Origin of the sequence: Streptomyces sp. NPDC048277, from assembly GCF_040652235.1 — a bacterium.
Classification (GTDB): Bacteria; Actinomycetota; Actinomycetes; order Streptomycetales; family Streptomycetaceae; genus Streptomyces.
Window position 1 is genome coordinate 147,137 of record NZ_JBEZLQ010000002.1, and the last position, 14,829, is coordinate 161,965.

At 71.6% G+C, this 14,829-nt stretch carries 16 protein-coding genes; 6 read left to right on the plus strand and 10 right to left on the minus strand.

All coding sequences use genetic code 11. The features are described from left to right. The first annotated feature begins 1 nt into the window (after position 1). Positions 2-481: an SRPBCC family protein gene (locus AB0D85_RS05340; protein WP_362313901.1), complete on the plus strand. Its 480-nt coding sequence runs from the start codon at positions 2-4 to the stop codon at positions 479-481. Positions 482-515: 34 nt separating this feature from the next. Continuing rightward, positions 516-848 carry a TcmI family type II polyketide cyclase gene (locus AB0D85_RS05345; RefSeq protein ID WP_362313904.1) on the plus strand — a complete coding sequence of 111 codons (333 nt, stop codon included), beginning with the start codon at positions 516-518 and terminating at the stop codon, positions 846-848. A gap of 78 nt (positions 849-926) precedes the next feature. Here the strand turns inward: AB0D85_RS05345 and AB0D85_RS05350 are convergent, their stop codons facing one another. From AB0D85_RS05350 to lipB, 6 genes are all read right to left on the minus strand, one after another. Beyond that, entirely contained in the window at positions 927-1,961 is a 1,035-nt protein-coding gene (locus AB0D85_RS05350; RefSeq protein ID WP_362315170.1) for a methyltransferase, read from the minus strand. 76 nt (positions 1,962-2,037) lie between these two features. Further along, positions 2,038-3,120, minus strand: a complete 1,083-nt coding sequence (locus tag AB0D85_RS05355) for a right-handed parallel beta-helix repeat-containing protein (protein ID WP_362313907.1) — start codon at positions 3,118-3,120, stop codon at positions 2,038-2,040. Between the two features lie 155 nt (positions 3,121-3,275). After that, positions 3,276-3,977 carry a DUF4191 domain-containing protein gene (locus AB0D85_RS05360; protein WP_362313910.1) on the minus strand — a complete coding sequence of 234 codons (702 nt, stop codon included), beginning with the start codon at positions 3,975-3,977 and terminating at the stop codon, positions 3,276-3,278. 70 nt (positions 3,978-4,047) lie between these two features. Then, on the minus strand, positions 4,048-4,245 hold the full coding sequence (locus tag AB0D85_RS05365; RefSeq protein ID WP_181806529.1) for a hypothetical protein: 198 nt from the start codon (positions 4,243-4,245) through the stop codon (positions 4,048-4,050). A gap of 249 nt (positions 4,246-4,494) precedes the next feature. Continuing rightward, the gene (gene lipA / locus AB0D85_RS05370) at positions 4,495-5,460 is read right to left on the minus strand and encodes a lipoyl synthase (protein ID WP_362313914.1); all 966 of its coding nucleotides are present in this window, start codon (positions 5,458-5,460) and stop codon (positions 4,495-4,497) included. A gap of 123 nt (positions 5,461-5,583) precedes the next feature. Then, the gene (gene lipB / locus AB0D85_RS05375) at positions 5,584-6,384 is read right to left on the minus strand and encodes a lipoyl(octanoyl) transferase LipB (protein WP_362313917.1); all 801 of its coding nucleotides are present in this window, start codon (positions 6,382-6,384) and stop codon (positions 5,584-5,586) included. Positions 6,385-6,640: 256 nt separating this feature from the next. On the opposite strand from lipB, the gene AB0D85_RS05380 reads away from it, so the two are divergent. Then, complete coding sequence (locus AB0D85_RS05380; RefSeq protein ID WP_362313920.1) at positions 6,641-8,116, plus strand: regulator; 1,476 nt, start codon at positions 6,641-6,643, stop codon at positions 8,114-8,116. Positions 8,117-8,477: 361 nt separating this feature from the next. Here AB0D85_RS05380 and AB0D85_RS05385 read toward each other — a convergent pair whose 3' ends face one another. Both AB0D85_RS05385 and AB0D85_RS05390 read right to left on the minus strand, forming a co-directional pair. Then, positions 8,478-9,833: an NAD(P)/FAD-dependent oxidoreductase gene (locus tag AB0D85_RS05385; RefSeq protein ID WP_362313923.1), complete on the minus strand. Its 1,356-nt coding sequence runs from the start codon at positions 9,831-9,833 to the stop codon at positions 8,478-8,480. Between the two features lie 160 nt (positions 9,834-9,993). After that, positions 9,994-10,887, minus strand: coding sequence for a TIGR01777 family oxidoreductase (locus AB0D85_RS05390; protein WP_362313926.1), 894 nt, complete (start codon positions 10,885-10,887; stop codon positions 9,994-9,996). Positions 10,888-11,219: 332 nt separating this feature from the next. Between AB0D85_RS05390 and AB0D85_RS05395 the strand changes: the two genes are divergently transcribed. Beyond that, positions 11,220-11,708, plus strand: coding sequence for a GNAT family N-acetyltransferase (locus AB0D85_RS05395; RefSeq protein ID WP_362313929.1), 489 nt, complete (start codon positions 11,220-11,222; stop codon positions 11,706-11,708). Positions 11,709-11,711: 3 nt separating this feature from the next. On the opposite strand, the gene AB0D85_RS05400 is transcribed toward AB0D85_RS05395, so the two are convergent. Beyond that, positions 11,712-12,896, minus strand: a complete 1,185-nt coding sequence (locus tag AB0D85_RS05400) for a MarP family serine protease (protein WP_362313931.1) — start codon at positions 12,894-12,896, stop codon at positions 11,712-11,714. Positions 12,897-13,086: 190 nt separating this feature from the next. Between AB0D85_RS05400 and AB0D85_RS05405 the strand changes: the two genes are divergently transcribed. Continuing rightward, positions 13,087-13,935 (plus strand): peptidoglycan recognition protein, encoded by an 849-nt coding sequence (locus AB0D85_RS05405; RefSeq protein WP_362313933.1) that lies wholly within the window; start codon positions 13,087-13,089, stop codon positions 13,933-13,935. A 72-nt stretch (positions 13,936-14,007) separates the two neighbouring features. Next, positions 14,008-14,247, plus strand: coding sequence for a hypothetical protein (locus tag AB0D85_RS05410; protein WP_362313935.1), 240 nt, complete (start codon positions 14,008-14,010; stop codon positions 14,245-14,247). A 30-nt stretch (positions 14,248-14,277) separates the two neighbouring features. Here AB0D85_RS05410 and AB0D85_RS05415 read toward each other — a convergent pair whose 3' ends face one another. Beyond that, positions 14,278-14,796: a DUF4240 domain-containing protein gene (locus tag AB0D85_RS05415; protein ID WP_362315174.1), complete on the minus strand. Its 519-nt coding sequence runs from the start codon at positions 14,794-14,796 to the stop codon at positions 14,278-14,280. Between the last annotated feature and the right edge of the window lie 33 nt (positions 14,797-14,829).

Genomic DNA, 14,829 nt, shown 5'->3' on the forward strand with positions numbered 1-14,829 from the left:
CATGACCGGACACACCCAGAACGAGATCACCATCGCCGCGCCCGTCGACCTGGTCTGGGACATGACCAACGACGTGGCCAACTGGCACCAGCTGTTCAGCGAGTACGCCAGCGCCGAGATCCTCGAGGAGGTGGGCAACAAGGTCACCTTCCGGCTCACCATGCACCCCGACGAGAACGGCAAGGTGTGGAGCTGGGTCTCCGAGCGCGAGGCGGACCGCGCCCACCTGCGCGTCAAGGCCCGCCGCGTCGAGACCGGCCCGTTCGCGCACATGGACATCCTCTGGCAGTACGAGGAGGTCCCCGCCGGCACCCGGATGGTCTGGACCCAGGACTTCGCGATGAAGCCGGACGCCCCCGTCGACGACGACTGGATGACCGACAACATCAACCGGAACTCCAAGGTCCAGATGGCCCTCATCCGGGACAAGATCGAGAAGGCCGCCACCGGCCGCCGCCCCGACCCGGCCCTGGCCGACTGAGCCGGCCGCCGGGAAGACAGGAACGGAGACACACGTGCACCAGGCCCTGATCGTCGCCCGTATGGCCCCGGGCTCCGCCCCCGACATCGCGAAGGTGTTCGCGGAGTCCGACCGGGGAGAGCTGCCGCAGCTCGTCGGGGTCACCCGGCGCAGCCTCTTCCAGTTCGGTGATGTGTACATGCACCTCATCGAGTCCGAGCGCGAGCCGGGACCCGCCATCGCCAAGGTCACCTCGCACCCCGAGTTCAGGGACGTCAGCGACCGTCTCCAGGCGTACGTCAGCGCGTACGACCCGGAGACCTGGCGCTCCCCGAAGGACGCGATGGCCCAGCGCTTCTACCTCTGGGAGCGCGCCGGCGTCGCCTGAACCGCCCGCCGTGCAGCCAACGGTGCCGGACCCGCGTACGACGTGGGCCCGGCACCGGCGTTGTACGGGGGCCGCCGCTCAGGCGGGCACCGTGCAGTCGAAGGCGTGCAGATACGGGTTGACCGGCTCGATGTCACGGACGTTCAGCCCCGCGTCGGTCAGCCGGCGCACCATGCTGTCGGTGGTGTGCTTGGCCCCGCCGACGTTCAGGAGCAGCAGCAGGTCCATGGCCGTGCTGAACCGCATCGACGGAGTGTCGTCGACCAGGTTCTCGATGACCACGACCCGGGCCCCGGGCCCGCCCGCCGCGATGACATTGGCGAGCAGCCGCGCGGTGGACTCGTCGTCCCACTCCAGGATGTTCTTGATGATGTAGACGTCGGCCCCGACCGGCACGGCCTCCCGGATGTCCCCGGGCACGATGCTCGTCCGGTCCGCGAGGTCGCCGCCCTCCCGCAACCGGGGCAGGGCCTTCTCCACCACCCGGGGCAGATCGAGCAGATAGCCCTTCATCGCCGGGTACTTGTCCAGCAGGCACGCCACCACGTGCCCCTGGCCGCCGCCGAGATCGGCGACCGACCGGCTGCCGGACAGGTCGAGCAGCGCGGCGACCTCACGGGCCGACTGCTCGCTGGAGGTGGTCATCGCCCGGTTGAAGACGTCCGCCGATTCCGGCGCGTCCTCGTTCAGGTAGACGAAGAACTCCTTGCCGTAGAGGTCCTCGACGACGTTACGGCCGCTCTTCACCGCCTCGTCCAGCTTCGGCCAGGCGTCCCAGGTCCACGGCTCGGTGCACCACAGGGCGATGTACCGCAGGCTGTGCGGGTCGTCCTCGCGCAGCAGCCGGGAGGTCTCCGTGTGGGCGAACGTCCCGTCCGGCCGCTCGGCGAAGACGCCGTAGCAGGACAGGGCGCGCAGCAGCCGGCGCAGCGGCTTGGGGTCGGTCTTCACCGTGGACGCCAGGCTCTCCACGGTCATGGGGGCGTCGCCGAGCGCGTCGGCGACACGCAGCCGGGCGGCCGCGCGGACGGCGGCGGCACACGCCGCCCCGAACACGAGCTCTCGCAGCCGCATCGACGGCGGCGGTGCGCCCTCCGTCTGCGACTCCTTCAGCGGCGCCGAGAGGTCGCGTGCTGGTGCGGTCATGTGCCGCCTTCCTTCCTTGTGAGGGTGTCGTACGTCCCTGCGGTCAGCACAGACCAGCGGGCTTGGACTTCTTGCAGCTGTTGCTCTGGAAGGCGTTGCCGTGCTTGACGGCCTCCTGGTTGATGAGGTCGGCGGGGGCGTTGCCCGACAGCTTGTTGCGGGTGATCTGGTTCTTGTCGCTGCTGACCTTCACGAAGCTCTTGACGATCACGACACCGCCCGAGAACGGGGACTTGCCGGAGTTTCCGGTGACCGTGTTCCCGGTCACCAGGGTGTTCTCGGTGCCCGTCAGGACGATGCCGGAGCCCTGCAGGAAGGCCAGCCGGGCGGTCTTCTTGCAGTACTTGTTGTTCTTCACGACCTGGTTGTCGGCGACGGTCAGGTGACCCGCCTTCGGCTTGTTCTCGTCACCGACGACGAACACGCCCGCGCAGTTGCCGGTCACGGAGTTGTCCGAGACGGTGAGGTCGCGCAGCCGGCGCACGGTGACGCCGATCCGGTTCTTCTCCAGGAGGTTGTGCTCGACGACCGTGCCGAAGGTGTCGGTGGCGCCCTTCTCCGCGGTGACGGAGTTGGCGAGGAACAGGCCCGCGTCGCCGTTGCTCCGGGCGACGTTGTACCGGTAGGTGCTGTGCACCGAGCGCTCCTCGGCGAGGCCCCACTGACCGTTCTTCACGGCGGACACGCCGTGCACGTTCAGGTTGGCCGCGCCCACGGCCATCACGCCGATCCGGGAGAACCCGGTGACGGTCATATGGGCGATGGTCACGTCCTCGACCGGCTGCTTCTTGGTGCCGACCACGCAGATGCCGTTGCCCATCTCCGCGCAGGACTTCTGGGCGGCGGCCGTCATCTTGCCGACCTTGACCTTCTTGGCCGGCTTGAGCACGGTCCCCGGGCCCACGCCGCGCAGCGTGAGTCCGGGGGTGGTCACCTTGACGCTCTCGCGGTAGGTGCCGGCCATCACGACGACGGTGTCGCCGGGAGCGGCGGCGTTCACCGCCTTCTGGATGGACTCACCCGGGTGCACCACGAGGGTGCGGTGGTCGGCGGACGCAGGGGCGGCGCCGAGGGAGCCGCACAGGGCGGCAGCACAGGCGAGGTATGTGATATGGCGTTTTGTCACATTGGGAAGGCTAGGAGCGAATGACCCGATAACCCGCCGTATGGGCCGTTCGGTGGCGTGTCACCGCGCCCCAAAGGGGCGCGAGGAACTACGCGAGAAACCACGAAGGCGCGGCGGTCGCAAACGCAACCACCGCGCCCCGAGCTCTTGGGCGACTACCGCCCCCGAGGCCCACCCTTGGGCATCCGCATCCCCTTGGGCATCGGCCCCTTCGGCAGCGGCATGTTGGACATCAGGTCCCCCATCGCCCGCAGCCGGTCGTTGGTCGCCGTCACCTGGGGGCCGGCGAGCACGCGCGGGAACTTCAGCATCGTCGTGCGCAGCTTCTTCAGCTCGACCTGGCCCTCGCCCGTGCCCACGATCACGTCGTGCACCGGGACGTCGGACACGATGCGGGCCATCTTCTTCTTCTCGGCGGCCAGCAGGGTCTTCACCCGGTTCGGGTTGCCCTCGGCGACCAGCACGATGCCGGCCTTGCCGACCGCCCGGTGCACCACGTCCTGGCTGCGGTTCATCGCCACCGCGGGTGTCGTCGTCCAGCCCCGCCCGATGTTGTCCAGCACCGCGGCCGCGGCGCCCGGCTGGCCCTCCATCTGGCCGAAGGCCGCCCGCTCGGCCCGCCGGCCGAAGACGATCGCCGTCGCGAGGACGGCGAGCAGCAGACCCAGGATGCCCAGATAGACCGGGTGGCCGATCAGGAAGCCGATCACGAGGAAGACGGCAAGGGTGCCGAGACCGACACCCGCAAGTACAAGACCGATCGTCTTATCGGCCTTGCGGGTCATCTTGTACGTCAGGACGATCTGCTTCAGTCGTCCCGCATTCGCAGCGTCCGCTGCGGGTTCCTTCCTCGCCATGCCCCGAAGTCTACGTGGCCCCGGGAGTGCCGACGACGGCAGTGCCCCGGGAAGGTCCGGGGGAGGGGTGTCAGGAGCGGCCGGCGGCCTGCTCCAGGAACCGCTGCGCCTCGACGCGGTCCTTGGCGCGACGGCGGTCCTCGAGGACGGAGGTCCAGGCGTTCTGGCGGGCGGTGCGCTGGCCGCCGCTCATCAGAAGCGACTCGACGGCGCGCAGCGCGTCGGTGAAGGACGGGATGGCGGTGGCGCGAACGGGCGCGGCCTGCATGGTGGTGGTCCCTTCGCGAAGTGGGTGTATGTGCAGTGATACCAGGCTCACTGCTTGGTGTTACCAGGGCGTGACCGACCGGTCAAACACCAATGAAGCCTTGATACGTGGGCTGAAAAAGCTGACGCGGCCCTGACGTACGCCCTCATCAGCGAGGACGGTCAGGACCGCGTTCATTCGGTCATTACTGACCAGTAGCAGCTTGTGCGCGAATTCACACGCTCGGCGCCACGGGCTGTCGCCGGGTCGTCAGACCGCCTGTACGGCGACGAAGGCGCCGCGCTTCTCGACGGCCATCCGGTAGAGCCGCCCGGCCCGGTAGGAGGAGCGGACCAGCGGCCCGGACATCACACCGGAGAAGCCGATCTGCTCGGCCTCCTCCTTCAGCTCCACGAACTCCTGCGGCTTGACCCAGCGCTCCACGGGGTGGTGCCGGACGCTCGGGCGCAGGTACTGCGTGATGGTGACCAGCTCGCAGCCCGCCTCGTGCAGCTGGCGCAGCGCGTCGCTGACCTCCTCGCGGGTCTCGCCCATGCCGAGGATGAGGTTGGACTTGGTGACCAGGCCGTAGTCGCGGGCGGCCGTGATGACCTTGAGCGAGCGGTCGTAGCGGAAGCCGGGGCGGATGCGCTTGAAGATCCGGGGGACCGTCTCGACGTTGTGCGCGAAGACCTCGGGGCGGGCGGAGAAGACCTCGGCGAGCTGCTCCGGGACCGCGTTGAAGTCGGGGGCGAGGAGTTCGACCTTGGTGCGGCCGTCCGCGCGCTCCGCCGTCTGCTGGTGGATCTGCCGGACCGTCTCCGCGTACAGCCAGGCGCCGCCGTCCGCCAGGTCGTCGCGGGCGACGCCGGTGATGGTGGCGTAGTTCAGGTCCATGGTGACCACGGACTCACCGACGCGGCGCGGCTCGTCGCGGTCCAGCGCCTCGGGCTTGCCGGTGTCGATCTGGCAGAAGTCGCAGCGCCGGGTGCACTGGTCGCCGCCGATGAGGAAGGTCGCCTCGCGGTCCTCCCAGCACTCGTAGATGTTCGGGCAGCCGGCTTCCTGGCAGACCGTGTGCAGGCCCTCGCTCTTCACGAGGTTCTGCATCTTCGTGTACTCGGGGCCCATTTTCGCCCGGGTCTTGATCCACTCGGGCTTGCGCTCGATGGGGGTCTGGCTGTTGCGGACCTCCAGGCGCAGCATCTTGCGTCCGTCGGGTGAGACTGCGGACACGACCGGCTCCCTAGCGATTGATTCTTCGGCGTTCCCAAGGGTACGCCCGTGGATTTGCATGCCCGGCGCTGGTGACGGCCCCGCCGGAGGCTGCCTTTGTGGTCAAGTGCCGGGCGGGCCGGTTTATGCCGCCGATGCCTTCTCGATCACCCTCGGCTTCAGCTCCGCGTTCTCCAGGACGTCCCTCAGATGGCGCTCCGCCACCGGCAGGACCTCCTCGATGGTGATGTCCCGGCCCAGTTCGGCCGCCAGCGAGGCCACCCCCGCGTCCCGGATGCCGCACGGGATGATCCGGTCGAACCACTTGTTGTCCGGGTTCACGTTGAGCGCGAAGCCGTGCATCGTGACGCCCTTGGCGACCCGGATGCCGATCGCGGCGATCTTCCGGTCCTCGCGCCGCTGGCCGGCGTTGGAGGGCGCGTACTCCGGGCCGTTCAGACGCGGGTCGAACTCCTCGTCGTGCAGCCGCGGGTCGAAGTCGAGGGAGAGTCCGCCGAGCACAGGCCGCTGCTCGACCGGGTCGCCGAGGACCCATACACCGCTTCTGCCCTCGACCCTGGTGGTCTCCACGCCGAACTCCGCGCAGACGCGGATCAGCGCCTCCTCCAGCCGCCGTACATGCGCGACCACATCCACCGGGCGGGGGAGCTTCTGGATCGGGTAGCCCACCAGCTGGCCCGGGCCGTGCCAGGTGATCTTGCCCCCGCGGTCCACGTCGACGACCGGGGTGCCGTCGAGCGGTCGCTCGTTGTCCGCGGTGCGGCGGCCCGCCGTGTACACCGGGGGGTGTTCGAGCAGCAGCACCGTGTCGGGGACCTCGTCGGCGAACCGCGCCGCGTGCACCCGGCGCTGCTCGTCCCACGCCTCCTGGTACTCGACGGCATCCGCGCCGAACCCCATGCGGACGAACCGCAACTCACTCACGGCAAGCGCCTCCCTCGGCGACAAGGCGATAAATGCGTCAGGCACGTAACGCGCCCAAGCCACTGTACGTCCGCCCGGCGCGCGTCAGCCCTGGGGGCAATCCTCACACGATCGGATGAATGAACGTCGAAGTGTGCGATCGACTGCTCACTCTCCGCTACATTCGCGCCGTCCATGAGCGCCAAAAGGGCTGCTCACCGGCAATCCGGGCACAAGCGACCCAGCTGAGCCCAGAAGGCAGGAGACCGCACCGCAGATGACGGACCGACCCGCGCAGCGCACCCCCAACCGACAGCTCGCCGCGCTCATCGCAGAAGCAGGGTTCTCCAACGCGGGTCTGGCCCGTCGCGTCGACCAGCTAGGTCTCGAACACGGCCTGGATCTCAGATACGACAAGACATCCGTCACCCGGTGGCTACGCGGTCAGCAGCCCCGGGGCACCACCCCCGCCCTGATCGCCGAGGTCTTCACCCGGCGTCTCGGCCGCCGGCTGACCGCCCAGGACCTCGGCCTCGACGCGTGCGCCCCGGTGTACGCCGGGCTGGAGTTCGCGGCGACCCCCGAGGAAGCCGTCGACATCGTCAGCGGGCTGTGGCGCAAGGACTCCGGCAGCCATGCCGAGCTCCGCAAGATCGCGTTCACCCCGGCCGGGCTCGTGGTGCCCAGCCGGGACTGGCTGATCGGCCGCGCGGACGACAGGGTGGCCCGCGGTGAGCCGGCCGCGCCGGTCGCCGCCGCCCGGGTGCCGGCGCAGCTCCGCCCCGCCGGGGCGCCCAAGCAGCCGGCCCTGCCGGGGCGCCCGCGCGGGCAGGCCGAGCGCGGACCCGGCCAGAAGGTCACCGGCGGCGACATCGCCGCGCTCCGCTCGGTGGGCGAACTGTTCCGCTCCCTCGACGACCAGTACGGCGGCGGACACGCCCGGCAGGCCCTGGTGCGCTACCTGGAACACGAGTGCGAGCCGATGCTGCGCGGCATGTACGGCGAGCAGACCGGCCGCAGACTGTTCGGGGCGGCCGCGGACCTGACCCGGCTCGCGGGCTGGACGTCGTACGACATCGCGGCGCACGGTCTCGCCCAGCGCTACTTCGTCCAGTCCCTGCGGCTCGCCCAGGCGGCGGGGGACCGGGCCTACGGTTCCTACGTCCTGGTCACCATGAGCCGCCAGGCCGTCTACCTCGGCCACGGCCGGGAGGCGGTGCAACTGGCGCGGGTGGCCCAGCAGGGCGTCGGCACCAGCGCCCCACCGGTCGTCCAGGCGCTCCTCCACGCGGCGGAGGCGCGCGCCCACGGGGTCCTCGGCGAGGTGCGGGCGTGCACGGGCGCGCTGGTCCGCGCGGAGCGCGCGCTGGAGGCGGCCCGACCCGGCGACGAGGTGCCCTACTGGGCCCGGTTCTTCGACGAGGCCCAGCTCGCCGACGAGTTCGGCCACTGCCACCGGGACCTGCAGCAGTTCCGCGCGTCCGCGCAGCACGCCGAACGCTCCCTGCAGCTCCGTGCGCCCTCCTACGCCCGCAGCCGGCTCTTCTGCCGCGTCGTCCTCGCCACGGCCCGCCTGGGCCTCGGCGAACTCGACCAGGCATGCGCGCTCGGGGTGGAGGCGGCGGGGGCGGCGGCCGAGATGCGCTCGGTCCGCGCGACGGAGTACGTCAAGGACTTCGAACGCCGACTGGAGCCGTACAAGGACGCAGCACCGGTCAAGGGGTACCGCGACAAGGTCGCTGCGCTGGGCTAGGGCGCGGGGCGCGGGGCGCGGGGCGCTGGGCTTGGGCCGTCGGCCACGGTGCGGGCGCTTGGCCGGGCTGTGGCCGTCGTGTTGCCGGGCCGGGCGTTGTGCTCGGCTTTGGACGACGGGCTGCTGGACTGGGCGAGCCGACTTTCGACTCGGCTCGACTCTCCGCCCTTCCCTTCCTCCCAGCACCTCCGCTCTTCTCTGCCGCTCACCTCATCCCGCCGCGACGGTGGTCAGCCACGGCGGTGTTGTCCGGCGGTGCCGAGCCGGGCGTCGGCCACCCGCCGTTGGCGGTTTCGGTTGTGTGTCTGGTGCTGCGCCGTCGTGGCTTGTCGCGCAGTTCCCCGCGCCCCTGGAGGGGCGCTTACGCCGCTCGGCGTTGCATTGGTTCCGCCCTGTTCAACGAACCCGATGCGTCCAGGTCCGCCAATATCGCCGCCGTTGCCCTGTGGGCCGAATGCAGGGCTCCCTGGACCGTGCTGGTGTCCCTGTGGTCGCCGCAGACGTAGAGGCCGGCCAGGAGGCGGACCGGGCGGCGGAGGTCGTGTGGGGGGCGCATGGCCGGGATCGCCTCGGGGGTGTGGTGGACCGCGAGGGTCTCCCAGCGGCGCGTCGACGTGCCGTAGAGGCGGGAGAGGTGCATACGGACCGCCGTGTCGATGTCCGAGGGGGGCGTGCCCAGGACCGTCGAGGAGATCAGGGCCCGGCCCTGCGGGGCCCGGCTCGGGTCGATGTTGCTGACGACCGAGGTGTGGGAGACGGGGCCGCTGCGGTCGGCGTCCAGGAGGAGCGACGTGCCGGTCGTGAGCGTCACCGGGTCGTCCGTGGTGTGGTGGACCACCGTCACCTGGTGGAAGTCCGGGACGCGCAGCCCCGGGAGCAGTTCGGCGGCGGCTCGGGCATCGGTCGCGAGGAGCACCGCCCGGCAGCGGATCTCGCCGTGCTCGGCGGTCGTCACCGATGTGGTGGAGACGGAGGTGACCCGTACGCCCGTGTGAACCGTGCCGGGCGGCAGGGCGCGGGCGAGGAGGTCGGGGAGGACCTCGGCGCCGCCCTCCGGCACGCACAGGCGGCCGCTCGCGAAGGAGCGCAGGGCGAGGTCCGCGCAGCGGCTGGACGTCGTCAGACCGGGGTCGCAGAGCAGCGCCGCGAGCAGCGGACGCAGGAAGCCGTCGATCGTGCGGGCGGGCACCCCGCGCTCCGCGAGGGCGTGCGCGGCGGGGAGTTCGGGGCGGGCCAGGAGCCGTTCCACGGGGGTGGCGGCGATACGGCCCAGCGCCGCGCCCAGGCGTGCCTGGTCGACCGCGCCCCCCATCGGCGCGGTCGCCCGTGCCGGGGCCACCGCCGAGCCCCTGGGGGCGCTTGCCAGGGCGCGCACGGCATACAGTGCGCCCCTCGCGCTACCGCCGCCCGCCGGAGCGCCGGCCCGGTGCCTGCGCCCGTCGCGATGCAGCAGCACGCCGGGCGCGAACCGGCGCAGAACCAGGGCGTCCAGTCCCGGCGTGAGGCGTAGCTCCGGGTAGGACGTGGACAGGAGCTGGCCGATCCGGTCGAGCCGGAAGCCGTCGACCTTCTCGGTCGACATCCGGCCGCCGACGTAAGGGGCGGCCTCCAGGACCGCGGTCGTTACTCCTGCGCTGTTCAGCCGATGAGCCGCGGAGAGTCCGGCGACACCGGCTCCCACGATGACGACGTCCGCCTGGTACGCGGGCTCATGCACGAGGCCCCTCCTCGATTGCGCGTCCGGTGGAGACGTGATGCCCCCAACCGGCTCCGGGGATACCCGAGTTCGGGTCGAGGTTAAGGCGGTGATCGGTCAAGGGCAGTCGCGCATGAACAGGGCACGGTCGCACAACGGTCGCATACGGTCACAGGTGTCGTCAGGCCGCTCGGATCGCGTCCTCGATGCCCGGGAACGCGAACGTGAACCCCGACTCCAACAGCCGCTTCGGCACCACCCGTTGACTGCCCAGCACATCCCCCGCCAGCTCGCCCAGCGCGGCGCGCAGCACGGGCGCGGGCACCGGGAAGAGGGCCGGGCGGTGCAGCACCCGGGCCATCGCCGCGGTGATCTCACGGTTCGTCTGGGGGTGCGGCGCGGTGAGGTTGAAGGGGCCCGCCAGGCCCTCGGTGTCCATCAGGAACCTGATGGCGGCCACCTCGTCGTGCAGCGCGATGAACGACCAGTACTGGCCGCCGTCGCCCAGCCGGCCGCCGAGTCCCGCCCGGAAGAGCGGGAACAGCCGGCCCCAGGCCCCGCCGCCGCGGGCGACCACCAGGCCCGTGCGCGGGAACACCGTCCGTACGCCCGCCTCCTGCGCCGGCGCCGCCGCGTCCTCCCACTCCACGCAGAGGGAGGGCAGGAAGCCGTCGCCGGGCGGTGCGTCCTCGTCCACGATCCGGTCGCCGGTCTCGCCGTAGAAGCCCATCGCGCTGCCGCTCACGAACACCCGCGGCGGCTCCGGAATCGCCGCCACGGCCTCGGCGAGCGCGGCCGTGCCGAGGACCCGGCTGTCCCGGATCTCGCGCTTGTACGCGGGCGTCCAGCGCCGGTTGCCGATCCCGGCCCCGGCCAGGTTCACCACCGCGTCGCAGCCGGCCAGCCCGGCCGTGTCCACGTACTGTCCCTCGGGGTCCCAGCAGACCTCGCCGGCGCCGTGGGCCGCGCGCCGCACCAGACGGACCACCTCATGCCCGTCCGCCCGCAGGGACCGCACCAGGGCGCTGCCGATGAGGCCGGACGCACCGGCCACCGCGATACGAGAACGTTCCATGCGCCCCAGCATGCCCGCGCCCACGACGGAAAACCCGATGGGCCCCCGGCGCGGCCCGGCTTAGGGGGTGTCTGGCGGATCAGGTCGGCTGAGAGAAGCAGCGCTTCTTGGCCGACCGGGAGCGGGGTCTGGTGCGTGCGGCTGCAAGGCGGAGGAGGCGTAGCCCATCAGCCGCTGCCGCGGCGGGCGATGCGGTGGGGGCACCTCCCGGCCGAAGGCTGGGGGACGTCGGCGAGTGACGACAACGCCGCTGGGGGTGCCCCCTCTGGGGGAGTGCGTGCCAGGGCCCGCGACGCCGACAGGATCCGCCGGGCACCCCCTAAGGTGACGGCATGGCAGATCCGTACATACGCACCGCCCTGCCCGACGACGAGGAGGAACTCGCGCTCCTCGACCGGGTCACCTGGTCCACCCTGCACGCGGTGACCCCCGAGCCGCAGCCGCCGTATCCGCCGTACTTCGACGAGCGCCACACCCCGGACCAGTTCCTGGTCGCCGAGCTCGACCGGCGGATCGTCGGCTACATCCGGCTCGCCCGTCCCACCCCGGTCGCCGCCAACGCGCATGTGCTCCAGGTGCAGGGCCTCGCCGTCGCCGAGGAGGCGCGCGGCCGGGGCGTGGGGCGCATCCTCCTCCGGGCCGCCGTCGAGGAGGCCCGGAGGCACGGCGCCAGACGGCTCACCCTGCGCGTCCTCGGGCACAACACCCCGGCGCGCAAGCTGTACGAGGCCGAGGGCTTCGCCGTCGAGGGCGTGCTGCCCGAGGAGTTCCTCCTCGACGGGCGGTACGTCGACGACGTGCTCATGGGGCGGACGGTGTGACGGTCAGGACGTGATCAGGTCGCCGGTGTCCACCGGCCGGGTCGCGTCCGCCCCGCGCTGCGCGTCGCCGGCCACCTCGCCGGCCGTCAGGACGTACCCCGTCTCGTTGTCGGACGTGGAGCGGGCGAACACCACGCCGTACACCTTGCCGCCCGTGGTCAGCAGCGGGCCGCCGGAGTTGCCGGGGCGGACCGTGGAGCGGATCGAGTAGATCTCCCGGGTCACCATCGAGTCGCTGTAGATGTTCTGCCCCGTGGCCCGCACCCTGTTCGCCACCGTGGCCGCCTGCAGGTTCAGGTCGCCGTCCTGCGGATACCCGGCGACCACCGCCGAGTTGCCGCGCGCCGCGGTGGTGTCGAACCTCAGCACCGGCGCACGCAGCTCCGGCACGTACAGCACCGCCACGTCCCGGTCCGGGTCGAACAGGACGACCGACGCGTCGTACGCCGGTCCGACCCCGCCGATCCGCACGGTCGGGTTGTCGATGCCGGCCACCACGTGGGCGTTGGTCATCACATGCTCCGGCGCGTACACGAACCCGCTGCCCTCGCGGCCCTGGGTGCCGGAGGACCCCTCGATCTTGACCGTGCTGCGCTTGGCCGCGTTCGTGGCTCTCGCCGTGACGTTGTCCCCGGAGGGCTTGGCGACCTGGGCCGTCGACTCGTTCTCGAACGGGTTGAAGACCTGCGGGAAGCCCGCCTCGGTGAGCGCCGAGGTGGCCCGCGAGAACCAGACCGGGGTGGTGTCCGGCATGGTGTTCTGCACCGCGCCGAGCAGCTTCGAGTCCCGTATCGCCGTCGTCACCGCGGGCGACGAGGACGCGCCGAGCACGCTCGCCGCCACCCAGGCCACGATCAGCACCGCCACCGAGTTGGCGACCGCCCCGCCGATCCCGTCGGCCACCCGCAGCGGCCCCTGGTCCAGCTCGCGGCGCAGCCGCAGCGCCAGCCGCCCCGCCAGCTCGTGCCCCACCACCGCCGGCACCAGCACCGTCAGCACCGCGACCACGGTCGCCGTCGCCGACCCGCGCGTGACCAGTTCCATCACCCACGGCAGCACCCACACGCCGATCACCGCACCGCCGACGAACCCGGCCAGCGAGACGCAGCCGGCCACCAGCCCGCGCCGGTAACCGGATGTCGCGTAGACGAGGACCAGCAGTACGACCACCAGGTCGAGCACGTCCACGGAGCCGCCTTTCTCTCGGTGCCCTTAATACGGCCGGGACAGGTCCAGTGATCAGTTCCCGCGCGCGGGAACCTCGGGAACAGGCCACGCACGCGTGTACCCCCTAAAACGCCCCGGACCGGGACGATGGTTCCACCAGGTGGCACACCACACATCGCGGGCCCGGTGGATCAACCCGAGAGTGGGTGCCATGCGTGTCTTCCCCAGAGCGGGGCGGCGCACCAGGATCACCCTCCTGACGCTGCTCGGCTGTCTCCCCGGCCTCACCGCCGTCCTCGCGCTGGTGCTGTCCGCCCAGGGCGTCGACCGCACGGTCGCGATCCACCTCGCCGCGCCCGCGCCCGCCAGCCCCGCCGGCCGGTACCGGGCACCCCGGCCGCGCATCGTGCCGCGCTCGGTCTGGCTGGACGCCACGGTCGGCCGCACCCAGCCGCCGCCGCGCTACGACGACCGGGTCGTCGCCGTCTTCGTGCACCACACCGACTCGCCCAACGGCTACTCCTGTGCCCAGGCGCCCGAGATCATCCGCCGCCTGTACACCGGCCAGACCGGCGACCGCGCATGGGACGACATCGGCTACAACTTCCTCGTCGACCGCTGCGGCACCATCTACGAGGGCCGCGCGGGCGGCGTCGAGCGTGCCGTCACCGGCGCCCACACCCAGGGCTTCAACCACCGCACCGCCGGCATCGCCGCCCTCGGCACCTTCACTGCCGGGGCACCCGTGCCACGCGCCATGACCGACTCGATCGCCGCCCTCGCCGCCTGGAAGCTCGGCCTGTCCGACGTCGACCCGCGCGGCACGGCCCACCTGGTCTCCAGCAACGGCCTCAGCCGCTACCAGGAGGGCACCGCCGTCGCCCTGCCCGCGGTCGCCGGCCACCAGGACGGCTACCGGACCAACTGCCCCGGCGCCGCCCTCACCGCCCACCTCCCGGAGATCAGGCAGACGGCGGCCCGGCTGCAGGGGCGGGTGCCGCCGACTCCGGCGCGAACCCCCCGGGGAACACCCGCCGCAGTGTCCACAGGAACGCCATAGGCGGCACGCAGGCTGCTCAGATCCCCGCGTCCTACTGTCATGGACATCAGCAGCCGACTGGAGGTGGGGATCATGAACAGCAGTCGTACCGAAGCCCGTACGGAGAGCGCGGAGAAGGCCGGTTGGGTCAGGTCGTCCCGGGGCCCCTGGGCCGTGGTCTGCGCGGTCGTGACGGTCGTCCTCGGCCCGGCCGCGGTCACCGCGTCCGCCCTCGACCAGGCCAACGCGGCGCCGATGCACCACGCGGTCAAGGCCGAGCAGACGCAGGCGTACATCCCGACGGACCTGACCCGTCGCCGTACCGCCGCGTGAGCCCCGTGTGACGACCGCTTCCTGACGGGCTCACTCCTTGAAGCGGTCCCACAGCTTGGGGAACCGCTCGGCGAGCACCCGCTCGTTCTCGAAGTCGACCGGGGCGCCCTCCGGTTCGGAGGGCGCGGGAGCGATGCCGAGGTCCGGCGCCACGGTCCCGGTGAGCTGCTCGTACGCCTCGTCCGCCGCGTACCCCAGCTCCTCGCCGTCGCCGTCGACCTCCTCGTCGAAGTCGTCCAGCAACTCGGCCAGCGCGTCCGGGTCGTGCACGGCGCCCTCGTAGACGTCCCGGCCCTGGCCGATCAGCCAGCACCGGAAGAAGTCGAACGCGTCGTCGCTGGCCCCGTCGAGCAGGACCCAGGCGGCACCCCACAGGTCCCAGCGGTAGGCGCGGTTGTAGCGGGCCTCGAAGTGACGGGCGAAGTCCAGGACCAGGTCCGGCTCCAGCTGGAGCAGCCGGTCGACGAGCAGGTCCGCCTGGTCCTCGGGGTCGCCCTCGGCGGCCTCGCGGGTGGCGTCGACCAGCTCCCAGAACTCCGTCTCGTCCATCACGGGTCCAGCATCGTGCCTGTGCGCCGGGGG

What these genes read in the sequence shown, in the direction of transcription:
- AB0D85_RS05340 (WP_362313901.1), top strand. Translation starts at nt 2, where the DNA reads ATGACCGGACACACCCAGAACGAGATCACCATCGCCGCGCCCGTCGAC.
- AB0D85_RS05360 (WP_362313910.1), bottom strand. Translation starts at nt 3,977, where the DNA reads ATGGCGAGGAAGGAACCCGCAGCGGACGCTGCGAATGCGGGACGACTG.
- AB0D85_RS05365 (WP_181806529.1), bottom strand. Translation starts at nt 4,245, where the DNA reads ATGCAGGCCGCGCCCGTTCGCGCCACCGCCATCCCGTCCTTCACCGAC.
- AB0D85_RS05380 (WP_362313920.1), top strand. Translation starts at nt 6,641, where the DNA reads ATGACGGACCGACCCGCGCAGCGCACCCCCAACCGACAGCTCGCCGCG.
- AB0D85_RS05390 (WP_362313926.1), bottom strand. Translation starts at nt 10,887, where the DNA reads ATGGAACGTTCTCGTATCGCGGTGGCCGGTGCGTCCGGCCTCATCGGC.
- AB0D85_RS05395 (WP_362313929.1), top strand. Translation starts at nt 11,220, where the DNA reads ATGGCAGATCCGTACATACGCACCGCCCTGCCCGACGACGAGGAGGAA.
- AB0D85_RS05405 (WP_362313933.1), top strand. Translation starts at nt 13,087, where the DNA reads ATGCGTGTCTTCCCCAGAGCGGGGCGGCGCACCAGGATCACCCTCCTG.
- AB0D85_RS05410 (WP_362313935.1), top strand. Translation starts at nt 14,008, where the DNA reads ATGAACAGCAGTCGTACCGAAGCCCGTACGGAGAGCGCGGAGAAGGCC.
- AB0D85_RS05415 (WP_362315174.1), bottom strand. Translation starts at nt 14,796, where the DNA reads ATGGACGAGACGGAGTTCTGGGAGCTGGTCGACGCCACCCGCGAGGCC.